A 22,377-nucleotide genomic window follows, 5' to 3' on the forward strand; every position below is an offset into this window, starting at 1 on the left:
ACCGCGCCTAATGTGCGCGTTGGCATGTGATGAAATCGCACGCCCGCATCAGCCTGCCACCATCAGCGTCCAACCAAACAACAACGACACCAGCAACAAGGCGATGCATGACACGGCCCAGCGGCGCGAGAACGCGTCCACGCGCTCGAACCAGCCGCCTGCCGCCCTGCTGGTGTCTTCCAGCGGATACAAGACCTCGCCCACATCGCCCGCGGGCAGCTTGGGTATCCGCGTCCCGAGCTGATCAAGGCCAAAAGCCAGCACCGCACCCGCCAGAACGGGCCATAGCGCGGCCCACAGAGCAGCCGGCGCCACGGCCTTAGGCAGCGTATCGATGGGAATCAACAGATAAAGCGCCCACGGGATGACCAGCGACACGAGCGCCATGCCGAGCCACGAGCCAGCCATCGCCGCCGGTGCACGCGCATCGGGGTCCGCGGCCGTCATCGCGCTCAAACGACGCAGGAAATGGATCATCAACAAGGTGGTGGCGATCGAAGACACCACGGCGACCGAGCCGGCGAGGCCCTCGCCGAGCAAATCCTTGGCCGCGTACTTCGTGAGCGCGCCCCCCGTCAGCGGCAAGCCACCCAAGCCCAACGCGATGACGGCAGCGGGCACCAGCATCGGCCAGCGGTGCTGGCGGCCCGTCAGCATCACCGCGCCCACACAAAGGAACAGCGCGCCCTTCACCAGCAGATGGTGGGCGGCATAGAAGGCCGCCGCCAGGGCCGTGCCGGTATCACCGGCCGCCAGCCCCATGCCTATGACCGCCACCAGGAAACCCATCTGGCTGACGCTCGAATAGGCAAGGATGAGCTTGGGGTGCGCCTGGGTGATGCCGATGAGCACGCCGTAGATCGCACCAAACAGGCCGATCAATGCCAGCGCATGTCCGGCATCGGGGAGCATAGCGCCCCATGGCAGGAAACGGATCAAGGCGAGAATGCTGGCCTTGACCACGGCACCACTCATCACCGCCGCCGCGGGAATCGGCGCTTCGCCGTAGGCCAACGGCATCCAGAAATGCAGCGGCACCAAACCCGCCTTCATGCCCAGGCCGGTGAGGAGGAGCACCAGGGTCACGTCGCGCCATGGCGAGCTCGGCAACGCCGCTGTCGCATCGCGGATCAACAGGCTGCCGTGCGGTGTCGCCTGCGCCAGCAGGATCAGGCCCGCCAGCAAAAAGGCTTCGGCCAGCAAGGCGAGTCCGAGATAGATCGCACTGGCGCGTATCGCCTGCGAACCATCGCCCTGCAGCACCAAACCGCTGGCGCCGACGCTGAGCACCGCAAGCAGGAAGTAGAAGCCGATCATGTCGGCGGCCAGGAAGACACCGACGCAACCGGTCAGCGTCATCAGCCAACAGACCACCAGGCCATCGCCATCCACCCGGTCACGCAGATAGCGCCAGGCGAAGATGCCCGCGAGAGTCCACAGCACGGCGGCGCAACCCAGCAGCATCGCGCCCGGCAGGTCGAGCGCAAAACGCAGGGCGAAGCGTGCATTGCCAAGCACCAGCATCGATTCATGGCCAGCGCACAGAGCGGCCGCAAGCGCGGGCAGCGGCGCGATCACGAACAGCGCCGGCATGCGACGGCGCAGGCTGGCTGATGCGCAGGCCAGCAGCAGTAACAGCGGCAGGCCGATGGCGGCGGCAAGCAGGATCCGAGTTGTGTTCATGGCGATCCCACCAGCGGTGCGACCGTGCGGCCGATCTGTGCCATATCGACCGGCAGCAGCGCCGCCAGACCGAGCAGGAAGGAACACAGGGCCAGCCCCAGCACAGCAGCCTGCTGGTAGCCCGGCACCTGCTTCTTCGGCGACCACCCAGGAGCGGCCGGCGCCATGGCGCGCACCACCACCATGAATACATAGGCACTGGTGAGCAGGCCACCGACCAACATCACCAGCACCCACCACCATTGAGCCGTGGCGATGGCGGCCGACAACAGCAGCCACTTGGCCAGGAAGCCGCCCGAGGGCGGCAAACCGATCAACGAAGCGCCGGCCAGCGCGAACGCCGTGATGGTCATCGGCAAGGCGCGCCCCGCACCGCGAAGATCGGCCATGCGGTCGTGCCCAAGCGTGCTGTAGATCAGGCCAGCGGCCATGAACATGGCCGCTTTCGCCGTCGCGTGCGAGATCGCTTGCAGCACACCACCGGTGACGGCCGCGGCGGTGTCGAGTCGCATCGCGTTGAGCGCCTGGACCAGCGGAAACATCAGGAACAGATAGCCGATCTGGGCCACCGTCGAGTAGGCAATCAGCAACTTCAGCCTTGCCTGGCGCAGCGCCACGATGTTGCCAACGATGATGGCCGAGGCGCCCAGCGCCGCGAGCAACTGCGCCGCCGGCAGGGTCACGATGCCCGCAAATACATCAACCCAGAGCCGCACGACCAGAAACCAGGCGCCCTTGATCACCAGCGCGGAAAGCAGCGCGCTCGCCGCGGCCGGCGCGCCCGCGTGCGCAGGCGGCAGCCACAGATGCAACGGAAACAGCGCGGTCTTGGCCAGCAGGCCGGCGGTCATCAGCGCTGCGGCCATCCAGGTCACCGGTTGCGATCCGACGCGCGCGGCCAGCAGTGCGATGTCGAGCGTGCCGTAAGCGCCATAAAGCAGGAACGTGCCCAGCAGATAGAACATCGAGCCGAGCAAGGCGTACACCAGATAGCGCAGCGCTGCCTGCAGCGTCTCGGCGCGTCCATCGAGCGCCACCAGCGGAACGCCGGCGAAGGTCAGTAGTTCGAGCGCGACGTACAGGGTGAAGATGTCGCCGCTCACGAAGACCAGATTTAACGATCCCCACACCGCCAGCAGCAAGAGCCAGAAGGCCAGCGGCGCACGCGCTTCGCTTTGGCCAGCGGGCGTGCCGAAATCGCCATTCGCGTAGACGCCGACTGCGCCGACGACCAAGGCGACCACCAGCATCATGCAGACCGACAGACCGTCCGCGCGCAGCGCGACGCCTAGCGGTGGCGCCCAGCCTCCCAGCAGATAGACCAGCGAGGCGCCCGAGTTCAGCAGGACCCGCGTGATCGCAAGCACGATGCCTATCCCGAGCAGGATCGTCACCCACGCCACCCGCTGCGCATGGCGGCCGCCGAGCACCAGTCCGAGCAGCACGCCGGTAAAAGGCAGCAGCACCGCGAGCACGAGCAACAGGCCGGCTGGCGTCGTCAAGTTCACGGGCGCCGCGGGCGACACTTAGGCCTCACCGTCGGCAGGCGGCTTCGCAGGCGCGGGACCTGGGTCGGACGAGAGCGAGTTCGAACCGGTTTCGTCGCACTGGCGCAACATCAATGCCACGGCAAGCGCGGAGGCAGCGAAGGCCACCACGATAGCGGTGATCAACAACGCCTGCGGCACCGGATCGCCACCCACGCCTGCGGCCGCGCCACGGCGTGCAATCACCGCGCAAACCAAAAAGACGCCGCTACCGATCAGGTTGAAGGAGAGCACCTTGCGCAGCGGCTGCGGATGCACGATCAGGCCATACAGACCAAGACCTACCAACACGGCGGCGCACAGCCCAAACAACGTCGGTGCGTTCATGGGGGTGACTCCGATCGTTGCGGCGGCCCGATCAGCAGCAGGGTCAAGGTAACCGCCAGCGAGGGCAGCAGCGCCACCTCGATGACGATGATCAACGGCTTGGCGAAACCCGCCGGATAGGCCAGGAAGGCGTTGGCCACGAACACGCCGAGCACACCGACGAGGATGAAGACGGCCGGCCCTCCAATCAGCACCAGTCGCACCCAGCGTCGGCTTACCGCGGGTGCATCGTGCAGCCCGGACATCATCAGCAGCAGCCACATCGCGGCGAGCACCGTACCGCCCTGGAACTTGCCACCCGGGTAGTCGGCGCCCACCCACAGGATATAGATGCCAACCACGATGCCGATCGGCGGCAGCACGCGCGCCAGATAGGCCAGGATGCCGTTGGGTTCGTAAACCGGGGCCAGTCCCGGCCGACCACCCCAGTAGCGATCCGATGCCAACGACCAGATAGCGATCAATCCGAACAGCAGCACGATCGCTTCAAGCATCGTGTCCATCGCGCGGAATGACATCAGCACCGCCGTGATCGGGTTGCCCACGCCGGTCGAGGCAAGGTTCTGCGCCACCTCGGGCGCCAAGGTCGGCGCGGGATCCGGCAGCAGCAGCACGCAGGCAGCGATGGCCGCGGCAACCGCGCTAGCAACGATGGCCGCCAGCACGCGCGTCGCCCGACCGGGCCACTCGGTCCGGGCTGCCGCTTCGGTCTTGCGCAAGCGGGAAGCCGCACCGATCAACAGCGCACCGGTCAGGCCCGCACCGATCGCCGCCTCGGTCAACGCCACGTCGACGGCCGACAGCGCCACCCACGCCAGGGTCAGCAGCAAACCGTAGGAAACGAAACCCGCGACAGCCGCAAACGTCTCACGCGCGACGACGGTCCAGAAAGCCAGCGCGAGCAGCAGCGCGATCAGGGCGAGGTGGAGCGCGTCACTCATGAAGGCGGCCCATCACGGCGCGCCGCACGCGCGATGAGTTGGGACACCGTGGCAGACGCGAGCAAGACCAGCAGCCACACCAGAATCATCTTCAGGCCAGCGAACACACTGTTGGACTGCGGCAGCAGCCCCAGTACCACCAATCCAAGCCCGAGATTGTCGGCCTTGGTCAGCGCATGCAGTCGCGTCAGCGTGTCCGGAAAACGCAGCAGCCCGACCGTGCCGGCCAGGAAAAAGAACGCACCGGTGAGGATGGCGACGATGGTGAAGATGTCGGCAGCGATCCTCATGATCCCTGCTCCGGCCGGTTCTCGTCTTTTGCCGACGACTCATCGGCCTTGACGAAAGCCACAGCCGCGAATGCCGCCAGCACCGACAGCGTCAACACCACGTCGACCACACCTTCCGTGCCATGCGCCACGCCCACCAGCAGCAGGGCCGCGATGCCACCGGTACCGAACAACTGCACGGCCATCATGCGGTCGGCATTGCTCGCCCCGCGCAATACGCAAAACAATCCCACGGCGACCATCACCACCAGGAAGAAGGTCATGGCAAGCAGGAAACTAGTCATGGCCGTCACCTCCGGTCAGGGCTGCGGTCAGCCGCTTTTCCTCTTCCGCCAGCTGTTCGGCGACGGGCTGTCGGATATCCAGCGCGTGATAAACGATCGCCCCTTCGGCTTCGCCCGCGGGCACCGAGCCCGGCAACAGGCTGGTGATCACCGCGAATTCATTGCGCGCGGGTCCCGGCGGAAAACTCACGCGACAAACCACGAATCCCGGCCGCAAGGGCATGCGTGGGTCGAAGGCCCGACGCGCGACATCCACGCCCGCCAGCACCGACTGCCACATGAAATGCGGCACGAAGGCCAGCAAGGCGCCAAAGCGCAGATAGCCTGACTCAGGTGGCAGCAGACGCAGGCTGGCCCAGGTGGCCAGCACCGCCGCGATCAACCCTACTACCAGGTCGGCCATTTTCGCGCTCGGCATCAGCACCAGCCATACCAGGAAGAACAGCAGGCCGCGCTCCAGCACCGTAGGCACGCTGGAAGGAGTTGCAGGCTTCTTGCGCTGGTCCGGAGCGGGCCTCATGACGGCACCCCGTCCTGCTTCTGCATGGCCACCAGGCGCACCTGCAACTTGCTCAAGCGCTCGAACAGACACGCCTCGGCGCGGATCGGCCACCAGTCATAGAGGAAGATCTCCATCGGCCGCCACAGCGCCACCCAGGCGCCGATGACCAGGCTGTCCTCGATCAGCCTGGCAGAGCGTTCGCTGCTCATCACGGCGAGTAGTGCTTCGCCGATGAGGGTGGCGGCGCCGACGAACAGCACGCCGATTAGCAAACTGATGCGTCCCACGCGGAACAGCTTCTTCAATCCCCGTCGGGTGACATGCGCACGTTGACCGTAATACGCGTGCACGGCCTCAGCCACCATGACTGTGTCTTGCCCAGTGATGGAGGGATTGCCGAGATGGATAACCAGCTGCAAGGACTTTTCTGGCGGTAACTCCTGGGCCCACTCGACGATGAACGCGTCCGTTTTTGCATCGAGGTCGCGTTCGCGCAACGGCGCCAGGTCCATGGCGTCGAACAGATGCGCCAACTCCACCACGTACAGATCGAGCACGTCGGCGTGTGCGTCGTCGACCGGGGTCCCCGCAGGAGACCCCGTGATCGCCGCCGATGTGGGTGCCATCCTCATCGCGTCCGTCCTCATCCATCACAGCGAGGAGTCTTTCGCCGTGCCGGATAGCGCCGGCGTTCGCTCCTCTTTACCAAACACCACCATGTAAAGCGCCGGCAGGAAGATCAGGGTCAACACCGTGGCCACCAGCAGGCCGCCCATGATGGCAATGGCCATCGAGCCCCAGAACACCGTGGGTGCGATCGGGATCAGGCCCAACACGGTCGAGATCGAGGTCAGCATCATCGGGCGCATGCGTGACGTGCCCGACGCCACTACCGCATCCAGCACGCTCATGCCTTCGCTGCGGTAGGTTTCGATCTGCACGATCAGGATCACGCCGTTCTTGGCGATCATGCCGATCAGGGCCAGGATGCCGAGGATCGCCACGAAGCCGAGCGGCCGGTTGAAGATCAGCAGCGCCAGCACCACGCCGATCATGCCCAGCGGCATCACGCAGACCACCATCGCCAGCCGCCTGAAGCTCACCAGCAACACCATCATGGTGATCAGCATCAGCAGAATCATCAGCGGCACCACGGCAAACACCGAGGCGCTCGATTCCGCGCTCTCCTCGTACAGGCCGCCGGTCTCGACCTTGTAGTCCTTGGGCAGCTTGGCATTGAAATCCTTGAGCTTCGGCGCCAGCGTTTCGACCACTTCGTCCGGCAGCACGCTACGCCGCACATCCGCGCGAACAGTCAGCGTCGGCACCCGATCACGCCGCCAGATCAGTGGCGTCTCCTGCTCCTCCGCAAACGTCGCGAACTGGCTGAGCGGGACCATCCGACCGCTCGGCGTGGGCACCTGCAGCGTACTCAGGGTGCGAATCGACGTGCGTTGCTCCTCGCTGGCGCGAGCCACCACATTGACCAGGTAGATGTCGTCGCGCACCTGGGTCACCGTGGTGCCGGTGATGGTGGCGTTCATGATGCCGGCCAGCGCGGCGCTGCTGATGCCGAGCTGGCGGGCCTCGTCCTGATTGATGCGGATCTGGATTTGACGCGCGGGTTCCATCCAATCGAAATTCACGTGGCGCGTACGCGCATCCGAGCCCACGATGCCGGCCAGGTCCAGCGCAATCTTGCGAACCTCGTCCTTGTCCGGACCGGAGACGCGATACTGCAACGGCCATCCCACCGGCGGGCCCAGTTCGAGCGGCGAAATACGCGCGACGATATCCGGGAACTGTTCGGCCAGCGCTTTTTCCAGCTTCAGTTGCAGCCGGTCGCGCGCCTCCAGGTTCTTGGCCACCACAACCACCTGGGCAAAGAACGGATTGGCCAGCTGGACGTTGAGCGTGAGAATGAAGCGCACGGCTCCACGGCCGACATAGGTGCTGAAATGATCGACGTCGGGATCGTCCTTCAGCAACGCCTCGAAACGCTCGGCCTCGGCCTCGGTCGCATAGATCGAGGCGTTCTGGCGCAAGGTCAGGTCGACGGTCAGCTCGGGTCGATCCGACGCCGGGAAAAATTGCTGCGGCACGAAGCGGACCAGGAACATCGAGACCACGAACGCGGCGAGCGTGAGCCCGATGGTCAGCCACCTCGCGCGGATGGCGCCCTTGAGGAAGCCGCCATAGGCATTCGTCAGCTTGCTCGGCTTGGCCTCGGCATCCGCCTTGGGCGCCTTGAGTATCGCCTTGCCGACCAGGGGCGCAAAGATCACGGCGCCGAGCCAGGACACAATCAGGGCGATCGCCACCACGGCGAAGATCGAGAAGGTGTACTCACCCGCCGAGCTGCGGGCGAAGCCGATCGGCACAAAACTCGAGATCGTGACCAGGGTGCCGATCAGCATGGGCGCGGCCAGCGTCCGGTAAGCAAACGTGGCCGCCTGATCCTTGCTGTCGCCGGCGGCCAGGCGGTTGATCATCGCGTCGACCGTGGTCATCGCATCGTCGACCAGCAAGGTCAGCGCAATGATCAACGCGCCGAGCGAGACCCGGTGCAGGTCGATATGCACGATGTCCATGATGGCGAATACGATCGCCAGGGTCAGCGGAATCGACAGCGCCACCACCATGCCCGGGCGCACGCCCAGGCTCACGAAGCTGCACACCAGGATGATGATGATGGCCTGCCACAACGAGGCCATGAAATCGTTGATCGCCACGTCGACCGTCACCGCCTGGTCGGCCACCAGGGTCGGCTCGATGCCGTGCGGCAGGTTGGCGGTGACATCGGCCATGACGGCCTTGATGTTGTGTCCGAGCGCGAGGATGTCACCGGCGTCGCGCATCGCGATGGCCAGGCCGATCGCCGGCTTGCCGTTGACGCGGAACATCGGCTGCGGCGGATCGGTGTAGCCGCGCCGCACCGTCGCGATATCACCCAGCCGGATGATGCGTCCGCTGAGGACCAGGTTGACGTTGGCGATGTCCTGCTCCGAATCGAAGGAGCCACTGACCCGCATGAATACGCGTTCCTGGTTGGTATGCAGCACGCCGGCCGGGCGGATCACGTTCTGCGCCTGCAAGGCCGCGACGATAGTCGGGTAGTCCAGGCGCAGGCCAGCCAGCCGCTCGGTCGAGAACTCGATGAAGATCTGTTCGTCCTGCGCGCCCAGCACCTCGATCTTGGAGACGTCCGGCACCAGCAGCAGGCGCGAGCGGATGGCCTCCACCCGGTCGCGCAATTCACGGAAGCTGTAACCGTCGGCGGTGAACGCGTAAATGATGCCGAAGGTGTCGCCGAAATCGTCGTTGAAGAACGGTCCGACCACGCCGGCCGGCAGCGTCATGCGCATGTCCCCGATGTTCTTGCGCACCTGGTACCAGATGTCGGGGACCGCGGCGGGCGGCGTGGATTGTTTGAGATCGACGAAGATCGTCGTCTGCCCCGCCGTCGTATAGCTACGCACGCGTTCGAGGTGACTGGTTTCCTGCAGCGTGCGCTCGAGTCGCTCGGTCACCTGCGAGGTCGTCTCGTCCACCGTCGCTCCTGGCCACGCCGCCACCACCACCATGGTGCGAAAGGTGAATACCGGATCCTCGGCGCGACCCAGCTTGAGGAAGGCCATCGTGCCTGCGATCACCGAGATGATCATCAGGAACACCACGAGTGAACGCTTCGAGAGCGCCCATTCCGACAGATTCGGGCCGATCATTTTGTCGCCTCGGTCCAGCGGACCTTCTGCCCTGGCCGCAGCGCCTGCACACCGGCAGTGACGATCACATCCCCAGGGGCCAGCCCTTGCGATACCTGTACGCGCTCCGCGTCATAGGCCCGAAGCTCCACGTTGCGCTCGGACACCGTTCCTGTCTTGGTATCCACGACCCATACAGCCGGTTTCCCACCCGGTCGCATCAACGCGCTGGCCGGAATATCGAGCGCGGGCACGCTGTCGAGCTTCATGCGGCCCGTCACCGTGCTACCCAGGCGCATCGCCGCCGGTGGATTGATCAGGCGCACGCGCACCGTGAACGTGCCGGTAATCGGATCGGCGCGTGGCGACACCTCGCGCACCTTGCCCACGGCGGTGACCTTGGGATCGCCTCCCAACGTCACGAGGATGTCGGGATTCGCGGGAGCGACGTCCTTGACCGCCGCCGGTACATCGAAGACCGCGTCGACCGCGCCCTCGCGCGCCACCTGGACGATCATGCGTCCCGCGGCCACGACTTCACCCGCCTCGGGACCGCGCGCGGTGACGACGCCGGCAGCATCGGATATGAGGGTGGTGTAACTCAGCCGGTTCCCGGCGATCTCGACCAGCGATTGCGCCGAATCGATCTGTGACTGGGTGATCTTCTGCATCGCCTCGGCCTGCTCGAACGAGGCGCGCGACACGGCATGTTCGGCCAGCAGATCGCGCATGCGGGTATAGCTGGTGCGCGCCTCCAGTCCCTGCGCCTGGGCCGCGGCCAGTTGGGCACGCGCCGATTGCAGATTGCTCTGCTCATTCATCTGGTCCAACCGCGCCAGCACCTGGCCGGGACGGACCCGGTCGCCGACATCGACGTTGCGCTCGATCAGTCGCCCGTCGATGCGGAAGGACTCGTTGACTTCGGCCTGCGCCTGCAGCCGTCCGGTCAGGGAAATGCTGTCGCCCACCAGCTGCCGTTCGATGGTGATGACGCGCACCGGACGGATTTCAGCGGCCTGCTCCTCCTCGCCATGCCGGCACGCCGACAGCATCACGGTTGCCGCAAACGCGCATAGCACCAGGGCCGCAGGAGCATGAACAACTCGACGGATCACGGAGTTCGCAGACACGGGCGTCTTCCTGATAGTGGCTTGGTTGCCGCCCCGAGTGTCCGGGAACAACCCGGCAGCGGCCTTGGAGCTCGATACTTTCTCTGAAATCGTGGCCCTCCCGATCCCGCCGGCCACGACTCGGGCCGGCAGATGCCATGGTGCTCCCGCCTGAAAGCGACGGGAGCACCGCGTAGCCGTTAGAAATCCACCGCGTCACGGACAATCGGGCACGTCATGCAATGACCACCGCCGCGTCCGCGACCCAGTTCAGCGCCCACGATCGTGATCACTTCAATACCGGCCTTGCGCAGCAAGGTGTTGGTGTAGGTATTGCGATCGTAGGCGTAGACGACACCGGGAGAGGCGCAGACAAGGTTGGCGCCACTGTCCCACTGGGTGCGCTCGCGCTGGTAGTCGCTGCCGCCAGCCTCGATGACGCGCAGCTTCTTGAGTCCCAGCGACTCGGCCACCACATCGACGAAGTCCTTTTTTTCCTTGTGCAGCTCGACGCCGCTTGGGTGGCCGCTCGGCCGGTACGAGAAGGCGCGCGTCTGCGCCAGGAAGTCCGGCGCCAGCAAGACGCAATCGCGGTCCGCAAACGTGAACACCGTGTCCAGATGCATGGCGGCGCGAATCTTCGGCATGGCCGCCACGATCACCCGCTCCGCCGCACCCTTCTTGAACAGCGTGGCCGCTAGCTGGCTGATCGCCTGGCGCGAGGTGCGCTCACTCATACCGATCAGCACGACGCCTTTGCCGATCGGCATCACGTCGCCACCTTCCAGCGTGGCCAAGCCGTGATCCTCAGTCGGGTCGCCCCACCACACGTTCACCTTGCCGGCGAAATCCGGGTGGAACTTGTAGATCGCAGTCGTGAGGACCGTTTCCTCGTGGCGCGCCGGCCAGTACAGCGGGTTCAACGTCACACCACCATAAATCCAACACGTGGTGTCGCGCGTATACAAGGTATTGGGCAGCGGCGGCAGCAGATATTCGGTGACGCCGGCTGCTTCCTTGACGACGGCCAGCGCCTTGCCGCCTACGTCCTCGGGAAAGTCATGGGTCGACAAGCCACCTAACAGCGTTTCGGCGAGCTTGCGATGCTCCAGGCCTTCAAGGTAGCTACGCAGTTCGTCGATGAAGCCCAGTCCCACCTGGTTGGGCACGACCTGGTTGTCGAGTATCCACTTCTTGCCTTCCGGGACCGCCACGGTTTCTGCCAGCAGGTTGTGCATTTCCAGCACTTCGATATCGCGATCGCGCATCTTGTTGACGAAATCGAAATGATCGCGCTTGGCGTTATCCACCCAAAGCACGTCGTCGAAGAGCAGTTCATCGCAGTTGCTTGGCGTCAGGCGCGAATGCGCGATACCTGGCGCACATACCATGACCTTGCGCAACTGCCCGACTTCCGAATACACACCAAATTCACCCGTTTTCCCACTCGCCATGATGTTCTCCGATCTCAGAGACTAGTGAACGTCTAAATCGTGATGTAGCCCGTTGCGATCCAGTAGATGCCAATGACCGCACCGATCACCGCAAGGGCGAAGATGATCCAATCCGATGCCTTGGCGAAAACGGGCTTGTTCTGTTCGCGCTGGCTCCAGAAATAGAGCGCGGTGCCTGGCGCATAGAGCACAGCCGACAAGACGATGAACTTCATGCCGCCGGCGTAAAGCAGGAAAGCCGTGTAGATGGTGGCGATGATGGCAATGACGAGGTCGCGGCTGCGTTCACCCGGCCGCACTTCATAGGTTTCACCGCGCTTCGTAAGCTGCAGGCCGTAGCCCGCCACGAGCAGGAAGGGAATCAAGGCCATCGCGCTGGTCAGGTTCAGCATCAACGAGAAAGCGTCACGCGACCAATAGGTGGTGATGACGATCAACTGGACGACGATATTGGTCAGCCACAGCGCCGCCACCGGCACCTTGTTCTTGTTCTCCCTGGCGAACACCGATGGCATGTCCTTGGTCTTCGCGGCGGTGAACAACACTTCGGCGCAGATCAGCGACCAGGCGAGATAGGCACCCAGCACCGAGACCAGCAAGCCGATGCTGACGAAGACCGCGCCCCAGTGCCCGACCACCGCCTCGAGCACCGCGGCCATGGAAGGCTGGCGCATGCCGGCAACATCAACTCGCTGCAGCACGGCATACGGGAGCAAGGTCACCAGCACCATCAACGTGGTCACAATAATGAAGCCGGTAATCGTGGCCGTGCCGACATCAGAGCGTTCCTTCGCGTAGCGTGAATACACGCTGGCGCCCTCGATGCCGAGGAAGACGAACACGGTAACCAGCATGGTCGCGCGCACCTGCTCGAAGATGCCGCCTTCCAGGCCGCCGCCATAGAAGTTCCCGCTGAAGATGTTCATCCTGAAGGCGAAGATCAGGATCAGGATGAAGACCAGGATCGGAATGACCTTGGCCACCGTGACAATGCTGTTGATGAACGCGGCTTGCTGGACGCCCCTCAAGATCATGAAATGGAACAACCAGATGCCGATGGAGGCGACCACGATGGCGGTGACCGTATTGCCATCGCCGAATACCGGGAAGAACGCCCCCAACGTCGACTTGATCAGCACCCAGTAGGAAACGTTGCCGATACAGCTGCCGATCCAGTAGCCGAAGGCCGAGAGGAAGCCCGGATAGTCGCCGAAGCCGGCCTTCGCGTAGGCATACACACCGGCATCGAGATCGGGTTTGCGCTCGGCCAGCGACTGAAACACCCGCGCCAGCATGTACATGCCGGTGCCGGCGATGAGCCACGCGATGACGGCGCCAAAGGGGCCGGTTGCATTGGCGAAAGTGCGTGGCAGCGAGAAAATACCCGCACCGACCATGCCACCCACCACCATCGCGGTCAGTTGCATCCGCGACATTTTCTTTTCGGTCGTAGCCATGCCTGCTCCCTATCTAGTCATGTAGATCGGAATTTCAGATATGCGCCGGAAATTTGCCCCCGTTCTCCACCAGGCACGTAATCGACCAGCCCACTTACCATCGCCCCGCCTGCCGATGGTAAGTAAAATGGTCGGTAATTAGATATCAGTAAAAATACTGGCCAAAGGCGGGCCGAGACCATGGTCGCAAAGGCGAAAAAAATCACCCCTTCTACACAATCCACCGACGCCTTTCAGGCGCGATCCTGCATGCCACAGCATCGGCAAAACGAGTCCTTCGCAATTGAAACCATCACGTCGCCTGCACGATGGCGACCATCACGCTCTCTTCATGTACCGAGCCGCTAAAACCGCCGAAGATGGGTGGTCATTCGCAGCTGGCGAGCGCTTTACGAACAAACGAGAAAATTCGCAATTAATAAAGGCAAATAATTTCGACAAGCGGGATTATTTAGAGCTGCGCTTTAACGCAAGCAAAGTAATCATTTATTAGGCATGAAAATCTTCAACGACCGGGCATAGTTAATCCACATCAAAACAAGGAAATGCCATGCATGGACTGACTTCCACGCGCACCGTTTCCCGCGACCGCCCGCGTTCGAAATGGTCAGTCGCACTCATGCTTCTCATCACCGGCTTGGCATTGCAACCCATCCATACCGCGTTCGCCAGCGCATCCGCTCCCCTGACCGGCTCGGCCTCAGGCACTGATCTTTCACAGGCCCGACAGTTGCTGCATGAAGGCAAGTACGCCGAAGCCTACGACCTGCTCTCGCCGGTGGCTGATGCCAACCGAGACGACGTCGCCTTCGACTACGTGTTCGGTCGCGCCGCCCTTGGCGCAGGCCACGCCGAACAGGCGAGGGAACTGTTTCAGGCCAGCCTCGCGGCGCAGCCTGACTCGCCGCCCGCGCATCTCGCACTGGGCCGCGCGTACTACGCCCTCGGACGCTACGCGGAGGCAAAGATCGAATTCGAAACGGTGCTGCATTTCGATAATCTGCCGCCGGACTTGCTGAGCCAGGTCAGGATCTACAACGAGGTCGCCAGGCAGTCCGTGGAAGAAGAAAGGCGCCTGACGGCGTTCGGGTATGCGGAAACCGGCATCGGTGTCTACGACGTGCATGACACCATCGGGACGCAGACGTTTGGCGGCAGTGATCGCAAGGACACCTTCTACAATCTTCGCGTAGGCGGCGGGCTCAACTACGCACTCGACGACGGCTACGCGCTCAGTGGCACGCTGGACTATCGCTTCCGCTACTTCGACAACAACGACAGCCGGGACAACGCCGATCTGCGCTGGAACATGGCGGGCAGCCGCTCGTTCGGCGACAACAACCTGTCGGCGGGCTTCAGGGGCCGGGTCAGCTATCGCGGCAACGGCAACTATCGCAACGATGCCGGCATTTATGCTGACTATCTCCATCGTCTCGATGCCGCCAATCAGCTCAGCTTCGAACTGCTCTACTCCCGACGCTGGTATCCGGGCGAACCGGTCGTCACCTGGACCCGTACGACCGCCCAGGGCACAGCGGGCTGGATCCATTCATTCATGGACGGCCGAGCCAGCCTCAACGTCGACGGCCGCTTCGGCCGCTATGTCTCGACAACCCTTCCGGACGGCAACTCCGATCTGTACGGCGCGTCCGCAACCCTGGATTTCGCGTTCACCGACACGGTGGACTGGGGTATCTATTACTGGTGGGAGCACAATGCCTACGATCAGGAGGCGCTCCATTTTCACCCTGAAGCGCTCGACGGCGTGATCCTGGCGCAGCGCAACGACAACCTGCACGAGGCGGGCACCTACCTGACCTGGGAGTTCGCGCCAAGCTGGTCGTTGCGGCCATCGATACTGTGGCTGCACGACAAGAGCAATGCCGACATAGGATTCAACTACAGCTCGACGGAGATCTTCGTCAACGTGCGCAAGAGTTTCTGATACATCCGCGGATCCTTCGCCAACGAGTTACCGGCGGCGACGTCATGCCGTCCACTTAGCCTGAGAGCGAAATCGTCCTTAGCCGCTCCACGCAGTCAGTCCAGGCACCCATGAACCACGCACCCCCGACACCCCGCACGATAAAGCCGCCTTCCTACCTGGATGCCATCCTCCCGCTGCTGGCACTGATAGGCCTGGTGGGCGCATCCGTGGCGCTGTTCGGCCTCAAGGCGGTCGACGGCCCACTGCAGGTCGCGATCATCCTCAGCACGATGGTCGCCATCCTCATCATCTTCAAGAATGGACATGTGTGGGAGGAAGTTCAGGAATCCGGCCGCAAAGGCATCGCCACCGTGGTCGGCGCGATTTTCATCCTGCTTGCGGTGGGCGCCTTGATCGGCACCTGGAACATGTCCGGCACCATTCCCACCCTGGTCTACTACGGCATCAAGCTGATCACGCCGGCGTGGTTCTACCCGATTGCCTTCCTGGTGTGCGCCGCCACCTCCCTCAGCATCGGCAGTTCATGGACCACGGCCGGCACCTTGGGCGTGGGCCTGGTCGGGCTGGCCAATATGATCGGCCTGTCACCGGCCGTCACGGCGGGGGCGATCATTTCCGGCGCCTATGTCGGCGACAAGGTCTCACCGCTTTCGGAAAGCACTGTGCTCGCGGCTCAATTGGCCGGCGTGGATCTGTATGTGCATATCCGCTCGCAAGTGTGGACCACGATACCCGCCGGCCTACTTGCCCTGGTCGCCTTTGCGGTACTCGGCCTCAGTCGGGGTGGCGGCTTCGACCACGCGATGACCGATGGCGAACTGGCCAGGCTCGACGCACTGTTCAACATTACCCCCTGGAACCTGATCCCCCTGCTGTTCCTGCTGGGATTGTCCATACGCAAGGTGCCAGCGTCACTGGCGATCATGGGCTCGGCCCTGTTGGCCGGCGTCATGGCATCTTTCATGCAGCCGCAGGCGATCGCACGCTTCATCGCCGAACCGGATACGCCTGCGCCGATCGCCGCGATCAAGGGTACCTGGCTGGCCATGGCCAATGGCTTCCAGGCGAATTCCGGCATCCCCCAGGTGGACGCACTGCTCTCGCGTGGCGGCATGGACAGCATGCTGCTCACCATCTGGCTGATCATTGGCGCAGTGACCTTCGGCATCCTGGTCGACGACTTCGGCTTGCTCAGCAAGCTGGTTACGCCCGTACTGCTGCGCGCCAAAACGGTGGCTCGGCTGTTCTTCACGGTCGTCATCACCGCGATCGGGCTCAACATCGTCGCGGGCGATCAATACATCGCGCTCTTGCTGCCGAGCCGGTTGTTCAAGGCGGAGTTCGCCAAGCGTGGACTGGCGCCGGAGAATCTTTCGCGCTCGGTGGGTGATGCTGGCATCGTCACGTCGCCCCTGGTGCCTTGGAATTCCTGCGGCGCGTACATGGCGGCGGTGCTGGGCGTATCGACGCTGGCCTACATGCCTTTCGCGCTATTCAATATCCTCGCGCCGATCTGCACCTTGCTGCTCGGCATCACCGGCTTCAAGGTCCGTCACATTCCGATCGAGCCGACCGTTGCGACGCCCGGCGTTCACGCGGACGACACACCGAAAGCGGGGGAATAGCCTGGCGAACCGAAGTCGGCAGTACGCCCGAGTCATTGGACACGGATCGGTTTGCATGGCCATGCAAAGACCCATCGGTAGCGAAAAGCCGCTGGTCGACCAAGGGGATCCCGTAGTCTCGTTACCCAAGCGTGGGATTGACTGCAGATTGTCGCGGGGCGCGGACCCTGAAAGGACATCGTGTCATGCCAGGTTCGATGATTGCCTACTGTGGTCCCGCCGCCATCCCGAGCGATGTGTGGGCACGCTGGAATACCGACCCGGTCGTCATCACCGCACTTGCCATCCTGGCCTTGGTGATAGCGCGTGGTCGTTCGGCCCATTCACGGGCGGGCTGGGGGGCGATCGCACTGATGTTCGTCATCTTCGTGTCGCCGCTTTGCGCGCTGTCATCGGCGTTATTTTCGGCGCGCGTCCTGCACCACATGCTGCTGGTCGCCGGTGTGGCGCCCCTGCTGGCGCGCGCGTTTCCGCAGCGGCGTGCAAGCCCAGTGCCGCTTGCCGTTCTGGTCGCAGCGCATGCCGTCATCCTGTGGTTGTGGCATGCACCGGGGCCGTATACCTGGGGTCTCGCCAGCGTACCGGCGTATTGGCTGATGCAGCTGTCGCTGCTCGGCAGCGCGTGGCTGATGTGGCGCGCCATCCTTGCGCCGTCGCTGCAGACCGGGCCGGCCCTGCTGGCCCTGGCCACCACGATCGGACAGATGGGCCTGCTTGGCGCGATCATCGTGTTCGCGGGCGAGCCGCTTTACGTGGCGCATCTGACCAGCACGGCGGCCTGGGGCCTGTCGCCCATCGTTGACCAGCAACTTGCCGGATTACTGATGTGGGTGCCGGCCATGCTGCCTTATGTGGGCGTGGGCCTCTGGCTCGCCTGGACCAGCCTGCGTCCCAGCGAGTCCACCCTATGACCACCGCGCTGAAGTTCATCCATCTGGCGGCGATCGCCCTGTGGTCGGGTGGTTTGATCGCCCTGCCGTTTCTGTTCTGGCAGCGTCGCCTGCTCAAACCGGGGGAAGAACTCGAACAGCTGCATCGCGTCACCCGGCTGGTCTTCGTCGAACTGACCTCGCCCGCTGCATTTATCGCGATCGCCAGCGGCACCGCGCTGATCTTCCTGCAGCGCACGTTTCAGGAATGGTTCTCGCTGAAGATGGTGCTGGTGGGGATCATGGCCATGCTGCACGTCACCGCCGGCCTGGTGATGCACCAGCTATTCCTGCCCAACGGACGCTTCAGCCGGCTTGCCTACCTCACACTGTCCAGCGCCTACATGCTGGTGATTGCAGGCATCCTCTGGGTGGTGCTGGCCAAGCCGCATATCGATGCCAACCAGATCGCCGCGCATCTGTTCGAGCCCGGCGGACTGGCCCGATGGCTGCATCAGTCCTTCGGCGAAACCAAGATGCCGACGCCATGATCGAACACCAGTTTGCCTCCGTGCCAGCCGGCAAAGCCGACCATCACCGTGGCGATGGCCGAGACGACCAGTCCATGCGGCAGGACATCGGCCGGATTGACCAGGCGAATCCCCCAATTGGCCCCGGCGATGCCGACCAGGGTCATCGCGGCCACCGCATGCGACCAGCTCGCTTCCAGCATGCGGATGCCGCGCACCAACAGCAGCTCGCCGGTGCCGACGATGCTGGCGGCCACGCCACTCCAGAAGGCCATGCCGGCGGACCACAGGCCGGCGCGCACCCAGAACGCGTCACCCGACCACCAGTAGAGAATGTCGATGCCGAACGTCGCCACCACGAACGCGACGGGGAAGTGCACCATCATCACGTGGATCGGGTGCCCGACCAGGGCCACTGCGGAACCCACGTCCAGCCGCTTCATTTCCAGCAGGACCTTGCTTCTGGGCTGACCGTCGGAATCGCCTTGCTTCGCCATGACCGTCGTCCTTCGCCTCGTCTACGTCGGCTGTTTTCGCAGCATCGTCGTCTTGGTCACGTGATGGTCCAGGCGGGCTTGATGGCCGCACTGTGCGGCTGCAGCGGCCCGCTGTCGACGCTCGATCCCTCGGGGCCATCCGCGGCATCGATCGCGACGCTTTGGTGGGTGATGCTGGCGGGCGCCGGCGTGCTCTTTGCACTGGTCTTGACGCTCTTTCTGCTGGTGATCCTTCGTCCGGGCTGGGGCTCACGGCTGCCACCTTCGCGCTGGATCACGCTGGGCGGCCTGGCACTTCCCGCGGTCATCCTGCTTCCCCTGCTCTGTTATGGATTACTGGCCGGCGAACGACTCCTGCCGCTGCCTGGACACTCGCCACCCCGGATCGAGGCTGTGGCCAGGCAATGGGTCTGGACGTTCCGCTATCCGGACCGGGGCAACGTGGAGACCACCAACGTCCTGCACCTGCCCGCGGGCACGCCTGTCGACATCGATGTCAGCAGCGAAGACGTCATCCACGCGTTCTGGGTGCCGCGCCTCGCCGGCAAGATCGACGCCGTTCCCGGGCAAGTGAACCACCTGCGGCTCCAGGCCGACACGCCCGGCCGCTATGAAGGCCAATGCAACGAGTTTTGCGGCGTCGGCCACGCCAGGATGCACTTCGTCGTCATCGTTGATCGTCCAGCAGACTACCCTGCCGCACTCGCTGGCGCGGCGGCCACCACCAAGGCGGAGCCATGAGCGCTAGCGTCGAACAGCCACCCGAGGGTGCACCGGCTCTGCGGCTGCATCGTCAACTCGAGAAGATCTGGGCCACCGGCCCGGGATGGCAACGACTGGCCGCGGTCAATCACTCGGTGATCGGCTTGCGCATGGTGATCACGTCGTTCGTGTTCTTCGCCATCGGCGGCGTCCTCGGCATGCTGACGCGCGTGCAGCTCGCGACACCGAATGGCGACTTCATGGATGCCGAGACCTACAACCAGGTCTTCACCATGCATGGCTCCATGATGCTGTTCCTGTTCGCCATTCCCATGGTGGAAAGTTTCGCGGTGTACCTGACCCCGAAGATTCTCGGTACCCGCGACTTCGCCTTCCCTCGGCTCACCGCCTACGGCTACTGGTGCTACTTGCTGGGCGGCACCATCCTGACCGTCTCCTTGCTTGCAAGGGTGGCGCCGAACAGCGGCTGGTTCATGTATACGCCGCTGAGCTCCAACGTCTACACGCCGGGCGTCAACGCCGATGTGTGGCTGCTTGGCGTCACCTTCGTCGAGATATCGGCGCTATCGCTGGCCATGGAGATCGTCGTCTCGGTGCTCAAGATGCGTGCACCTGGCATGTCACTGGATCGCATGCCGATTTTCGGCTGGTACATCCTGGTAACCGCCATGATGATGATCGTGGCGTTTCCGCCACTGATCCTCGGCTCGATCCTGCTGGAGATCGAGCGCGCCTTCGGACTGCCTTTCTTCGATCCGACCCGCGGTGGCAGCGCCTTGCTATGGCAGCACCTGTTCTGGCTGTTCGGCCATCCCGACGTCTACATCATCTTCCTGCCCATGGCGGGCGCGCTGTCCACGATGATCCCGGTGTTCGCCAACCGGCCACTGGTCGGCTATCGGGCCATCGTCGTGGCGATCATCGCGCTGGCCTTCCTCAGCTTTGGCATCTGGGTGCACCACATGTTCACCGTGGGCATACCTCATCTCGCGCTGGCATTCTTCTCGGCCGGCTCGGCGATCGTGGCGGTGCCGACGGCGGTGCAGTTCTTTGCCTGGCTCGCCACGCTGGCTCATGGCAGGCCACGTTGGGACGTGCCGATGCTGTACATTTTCGGCTTCTTCTTCGTCTTTACGGCAGGCGGCCTGACGGGTGTCATGCTCGCCATCGTTCCGTTCGACTGGCAGGCGCACGACACTTATTTCATCGTCGCGCACATGCACTATGTGGTGGCCGGCGCGCTCGCCTTCCCCATGCTTGCCGGGTTCTATTACTGGCTGCCGTTGCTGACCGGGCGCACGGCCGCCTACCGGCTCGCCGTGCCTGCGTTCTGGCTGATCTTCATCGGCTTCAACCTGACCTTCTTCATGATGCATCTCACCGGTTTGCTCGGCATGCCGCGGCGCGTCTTTACCTATAGCGGCGATGAAGGCTGGAACTGGCTGAACCTGCTGTCCTCCGTGGGTAGCTTCGTGATGACGATCGGCTTCGGCATGGCGGTGATCGACATCATCGTGCAGTTGCGCTTCGGACGTCGCGTTCGACGCAACCCTTGGAATGCAACGACCCTGGAATGGGCGATGCAGATGCCTCCGGCACCTTATGCCTTCGCCTCGATTCCTCGCATTGCCACCGGCTCGGAGCCTGTTGCTCCCGACCAGCTCGCGCTGTCACTGGCGCGCGGCGAAGGCTATCTCGGCTTCGCACGCAACGGCTGGCAGGAGGCGCTCGGCGTACACATGACATCGGGTGAGCCGGATCAGGTGATCGTGCTGCCTCAGCCCACGTACCTGCCGCTCATTACCGCACTATTCACCGGCGCCGCGGTGCTGGCGATGCTATTCAAGCTTTACCTGCTGTCGCTCGCCATGGTGTTGGTGACCCTAGGTCTGTTCGTGCTTGCAGGGCAGCGTGCGGGCCTCGGGCGCGACTATGGCCCGCTGCCCATCGGTCACGGTGTCAGTGTGCCACCGCACACCGAAGTCGCCAGTGCGCCGCCATGGCTGGCCTTGATTTGCACCTTGGTCGCCGACGGCACGCTGTTCACTTCGCTGATATTCGGCACGTTCTATCTTTGGATTGCCGCACCGCACTGGCCGTCCAACCTCGCGCCCCAAGCCAATCGCATGCTGGCCCTGGGCGTCATCGTCGCGCTCGTCATCGCCGCGGCGGCGGCTCGCGGTTCGCTTCGCTCGACATCCGCCGGCAGCAACGCCCAGGGCTGGATCGGCTTGGCCGCGATCGCGCTGCTGGCGGCCATGACGGCGGCGGTAGGGCTTATCGGCAGCGTCACGCCGCATCCGCATGAACATGCACTCGGTGCCACCGCCTGGGCACTCATTGGCTTTGTCGCCCTGCACGCGGGCATCGGCCTGCTGTTCCTGATCAGCAACCTCCTGCGCATCAGGGCCGGCTTCATTTCGCCACGACGCTTGACTGATCTGCGCTTGACCCGACTGTGGCTCGACTACACCACCGTCACCGGCGTCATTGCGCTCGGTTTGGTGCTGGCGCTGCCCGCGCTGGTGGCCACCTTGGGCGCCCGGCCATGAACGGGCGCCCGGTTCCCCCGCGGCGACTCTGGTTGCTGGCGGCAGGCTTCCTGGTGTGGTGCAGCGCGCTGGTCGTGCTTTATGCATTGCACGCCATTGGCTGCGCGTTCGGCTGGCAGGCGGGGGCGCTACGCTGGAGCCTCGCCATCGTGCTACTCGTGCACCTGATCGCCATTGCGTGGATGTGGCGTCACCTGGCCACGGCCCGACCCGATCCCGAACTCGGCCAGGCGGCGGTATTCCTGCAGACGGTGGTGGTCTGGACCTTGATCGCTGCCCTCGTAGCCACCGTCATCACGTTCGCACCGTCACTGGTGCTCAAGACCTGCATTTGA

Annotated in this window: 20 protein-coding genes; 7 read left to right on the top strand and 13 right to left on the bottom strand. The window is 63.9% G+C overall.

What is annotated here, in order from left to right; all coding sequences use genetic code 11:
• Positions 1 to 48: 48 nt before the first annotated feature.
• The 12 genes from OUZ30_RS10685 to OUZ30_RS10740 all read right to left on the bottom strand — a co-directional run bounded on the left by OUZ30_RS10685 (position 49) and on the right by OUZ30_RS10740 (position 13,298).
• On the bottom strand, positions 49 to 1,683 hold the full coding sequence (locus OUZ30_RS10685; protein WP_266182295.1) for a proton-conducting transporter transmembrane domain-containing protein: 1,635 nt from the start codon (positions 1,681 to 1,683) through the stop codon (positions 49 to 51).
• The gene (locus tag OUZ30_RS10690) at positions 1,680 to 3,185 is read right to left on the bottom strand and encodes a complex I subunit 5 family protein (protein ID WP_266182297.1); all 1,506 of its coding nucleotides are present in this window, start codon (positions 3,183 to 3,185) and stop codon (positions 1,680 to 1,682) included. The genes OUZ30_RS10685 and OUZ30_RS10690 overlap by 4 nt, the downstream gene beginning before the upstream one ends.
• A 24-nt stretch (positions 3,186 to 3,209) precedes the next feature.
• A complete protein-coding gene (locus OUZ30_RS10695) occupies positions 3,210 to 3,557 on the bottom strand; it encodes an NADH-quinone oxidoreductase subunit K (RefSeq protein WP_266182299.1) in 348 nt (115 codons plus the stop codon).
• A complete protein-coding gene (locus OUZ30_RS10700; RefSeq protein ID WP_266182301.1) occupies positions 3,554 to 4,498 on the bottom strand; it encodes a hydrogenase subunit MbhD domain-containing protein in 945 nt (314 codons plus the stop codon). The genes OUZ30_RS10695 and OUZ30_RS10700 overlap by 4 nt, the downstream gene beginning before the upstream one ends.
• On the bottom strand, positions 4,495 to 4,788 hold the full coding sequence (locus OUZ30_RS10705) for a cation:proton antiporter (RefSeq protein ID WP_266182303.1): 294 nt from the start codon (positions 4,786 to 4,788) through the stop codon (positions 4,495 to 4,497). The genes OUZ30_RS10700 and OUZ30_RS10705 overlap by 4 nt, the downstream gene beginning before the upstream one ends.
• Positions 4,785 to 5,072, bottom strand: a complete 288-nt coding sequence (locus OUZ30_RS10710; RefSeq protein ID WP_266182305.1) for an MrpF/PhaF family protein — start codon at positions 5,070 to 5,072, stop codon at positions 4,785 to 4,787. The genes OUZ30_RS10705 and OUZ30_RS10710 overlap by 4 nt, the downstream gene beginning before the upstream one ends.
• Complete coding sequence (locus OUZ30_RS10715) at positions 5,065 to 5,592, bottom strand: Na+/H+ antiporter subunit E (protein ID WP_266182307.1); 528 nt, start codon at positions 5,590 to 5,592, stop codon at positions 5,065 to 5,067. The genes OUZ30_RS10710 and OUZ30_RS10715 overlap by 8 nt, the downstream gene beginning before the upstream one ends.
• Positions 5,589 to 6,200, bottom strand: coding sequence for a hypothetical protein (locus tag OUZ30_RS10720; RefSeq protein WP_266182309.1), 612 nt, complete (start codon positions 6,198 to 6,200; stop codon positions 5,589 to 5,591). Before OUZ30_RS10720 ends, OUZ30_RS10715 begins: the two co-directional genes overlap by 4 nt.
• A 24-nt stretch (positions 6,201 to 6,224) precedes the next feature.
• Positions 6,225 to 9,299 (bottom strand): efflux RND transporter permease subunit, encoded by a 3,075-nt coding sequence (locus OUZ30_RS10725; RefSeq protein WP_266182311.1) that lies wholly within the window; start codon positions 9,297 to 9,299, stop codon positions 6,225 to 6,227.
• Positions 9,296 to 10,408, bottom strand: coding sequence for an efflux RND transporter periplasmic adaptor subunit (locus tag OUZ30_RS10730; protein ID WP_266182313.1), 1,113 nt, complete (start codon positions 10,406 to 10,408; stop codon positions 9,296 to 9,298). Before OUZ30_RS10730 ends, OUZ30_RS10725 begins: the two co-directional genes overlap by 4 nt.
• Before the next feature lie 179 nt (positions 10,409 to 10,587).
• Positions 10,588 to 11,841 carry an arginine deiminase gene (gene arcA / locus OUZ30_RS10735; protein ID WP_266182314.1) on the bottom strand — a complete coding sequence of 418 codons (1,254 nt, stop codon included), beginning with the start codon at positions 11,839 to 11,841 and terminating at the stop codon, positions 10,588 to 10,590.
• Positions 11,842 to 11,873: 32 nt separating this feature from the next.
• Positions 11,874 to 13,298 (bottom strand): basic amino acid/polyamine antiporter, encoded by a 1,425-nt coding sequence (locus OUZ30_RS10740; protein ID WP_266182315.1) that lies wholly within the window; start codon positions 13,296 to 13,298, stop codon positions 11,874 to 11,876.
• Between the two features lie 550 nt (positions 13,299 to 13,848).
• On the opposite strand from OUZ30_RS10740, the gene OUZ30_RS10745 reads away from it, so the two are divergent.
• From OUZ30_RS10745 to OUZ30_RS10760, 4 genes are all read left to right on the top strand, one after another.
• Positions 13,849 to 15,243 carry a tetratricopeptide repeat protein gene (locus tag OUZ30_RS10745; protein ID WP_266182316.1) on the top strand — a complete coding sequence of 465 codons (1,395 nt, stop codon included), beginning with the start codon at positions 13,849 to 13,851 and terminating at the stop codon, positions 15,241 to 15,243.
• A 110-nt stretch (positions 15,244 to 15,353) separates the two neighbouring features.
• Positions 15,354 to 16,871 carry a Na+/H+ antiporter NhaC family protein gene (locus OUZ30_RS10750; protein WP_266182317.1) on the top strand — a complete coding sequence of 506 codons (1,518 nt, stop codon included), beginning with the start codon at positions 15,354 to 15,356 and terminating at the stop codon, positions 16,869 to 16,871.
• A gap of 185 nt (positions 16,872 to 17,056) precedes the next feature.
• The gene (locus OUZ30_RS10755; protein ID WP_266182318.1) at positions 17,057 to 17,782 is read left to right on the top strand and encodes a cytochrome c oxidase assembly protein; all 726 of its coding nucleotides are present in this window, start codon (positions 17,057 to 17,059) and stop codon (positions 17,780 to 17,782) included.
• The gene (locus OUZ30_RS10760; protein WP_266182319.1) at positions 17,779 to 18,291 is read left to right on the top strand and encodes a HemJ family protein; all 513 of its coding nucleotides are present in this window, start codon (positions 17,779 to 17,781) and stop codon (positions 18,289 to 18,291) included. Before OUZ30_RS10755 ends, OUZ30_RS10760 begins: the two co-directional genes overlap by 4 nt.
• On the opposite strand, the gene OUZ30_RS10765 is transcribed toward OUZ30_RS10760, so the two are convergent.
• On the bottom strand, positions 18,255 to 18,767 hold the full coding sequence (locus tag OUZ30_RS10765; RefSeq protein ID WP_266182320.1) for a DUF2231 domain-containing protein: 513 nt from the start codon (positions 18,765 to 18,767) through the stop codon (positions 18,255 to 18,257). The genes OUZ30_RS10760 and OUZ30_RS10765 overlap by 37 nt on opposite strands.
• Positions 18,768 to 18,848: 81 nt before the next feature.
• Here OUZ30_RS10765 and coxB point away from each other — a divergent pair, with 81 nt between their 5' ends.
• From coxB to OUZ30_RS10780, 3 genes are read left to right on the top strand one after another with little or no spacing between them, the layout of a single operon-like run.
• A complete protein-coding gene (coxB, locus tag OUZ30_RS10770; protein WP_266182321.1) occupies positions 18,849 to 19,508 on the top strand; it encodes a cytochrome c oxidase subunit II in 660 nt (219 codons plus the stop codon).
• Positions 19,505 to 22,042 (top strand): cytochrome c oxidase subunit I, encoded by a 2,538-nt coding sequence (gene ctaD / locus OUZ30_RS10775; RefSeq protein ID WP_266182322.1) that lies wholly within the window; start codon positions 19,505 to 19,507, stop codon positions 22,040 to 22,042. The genes coxB and ctaD overlap by 4 nt, the downstream gene beginning before the upstream one ends.
• Positions 22,039 to 22,377, top strand: coding sequence for a hypothetical protein (locus OUZ30_RS10780; protein WP_266182323.1), 339 nt, complete (start codon positions 22,039 to 22,041; stop codon positions 22,375 to 22,377). The genes ctaD and OUZ30_RS10780 overlap by 4 nt, the downstream gene beginning before the upstream one ends.

This window comes from Dyella humicola (genome assembly GCF_026283945.1).
In the GTDB taxonomy this organism is placed as follows: domain Bacteria; phylum Pseudomonadota; class Gammaproteobacteria; order Xanthomonadales; family Rhodanobacteraceae; genus Dyella; species Dyella humicola.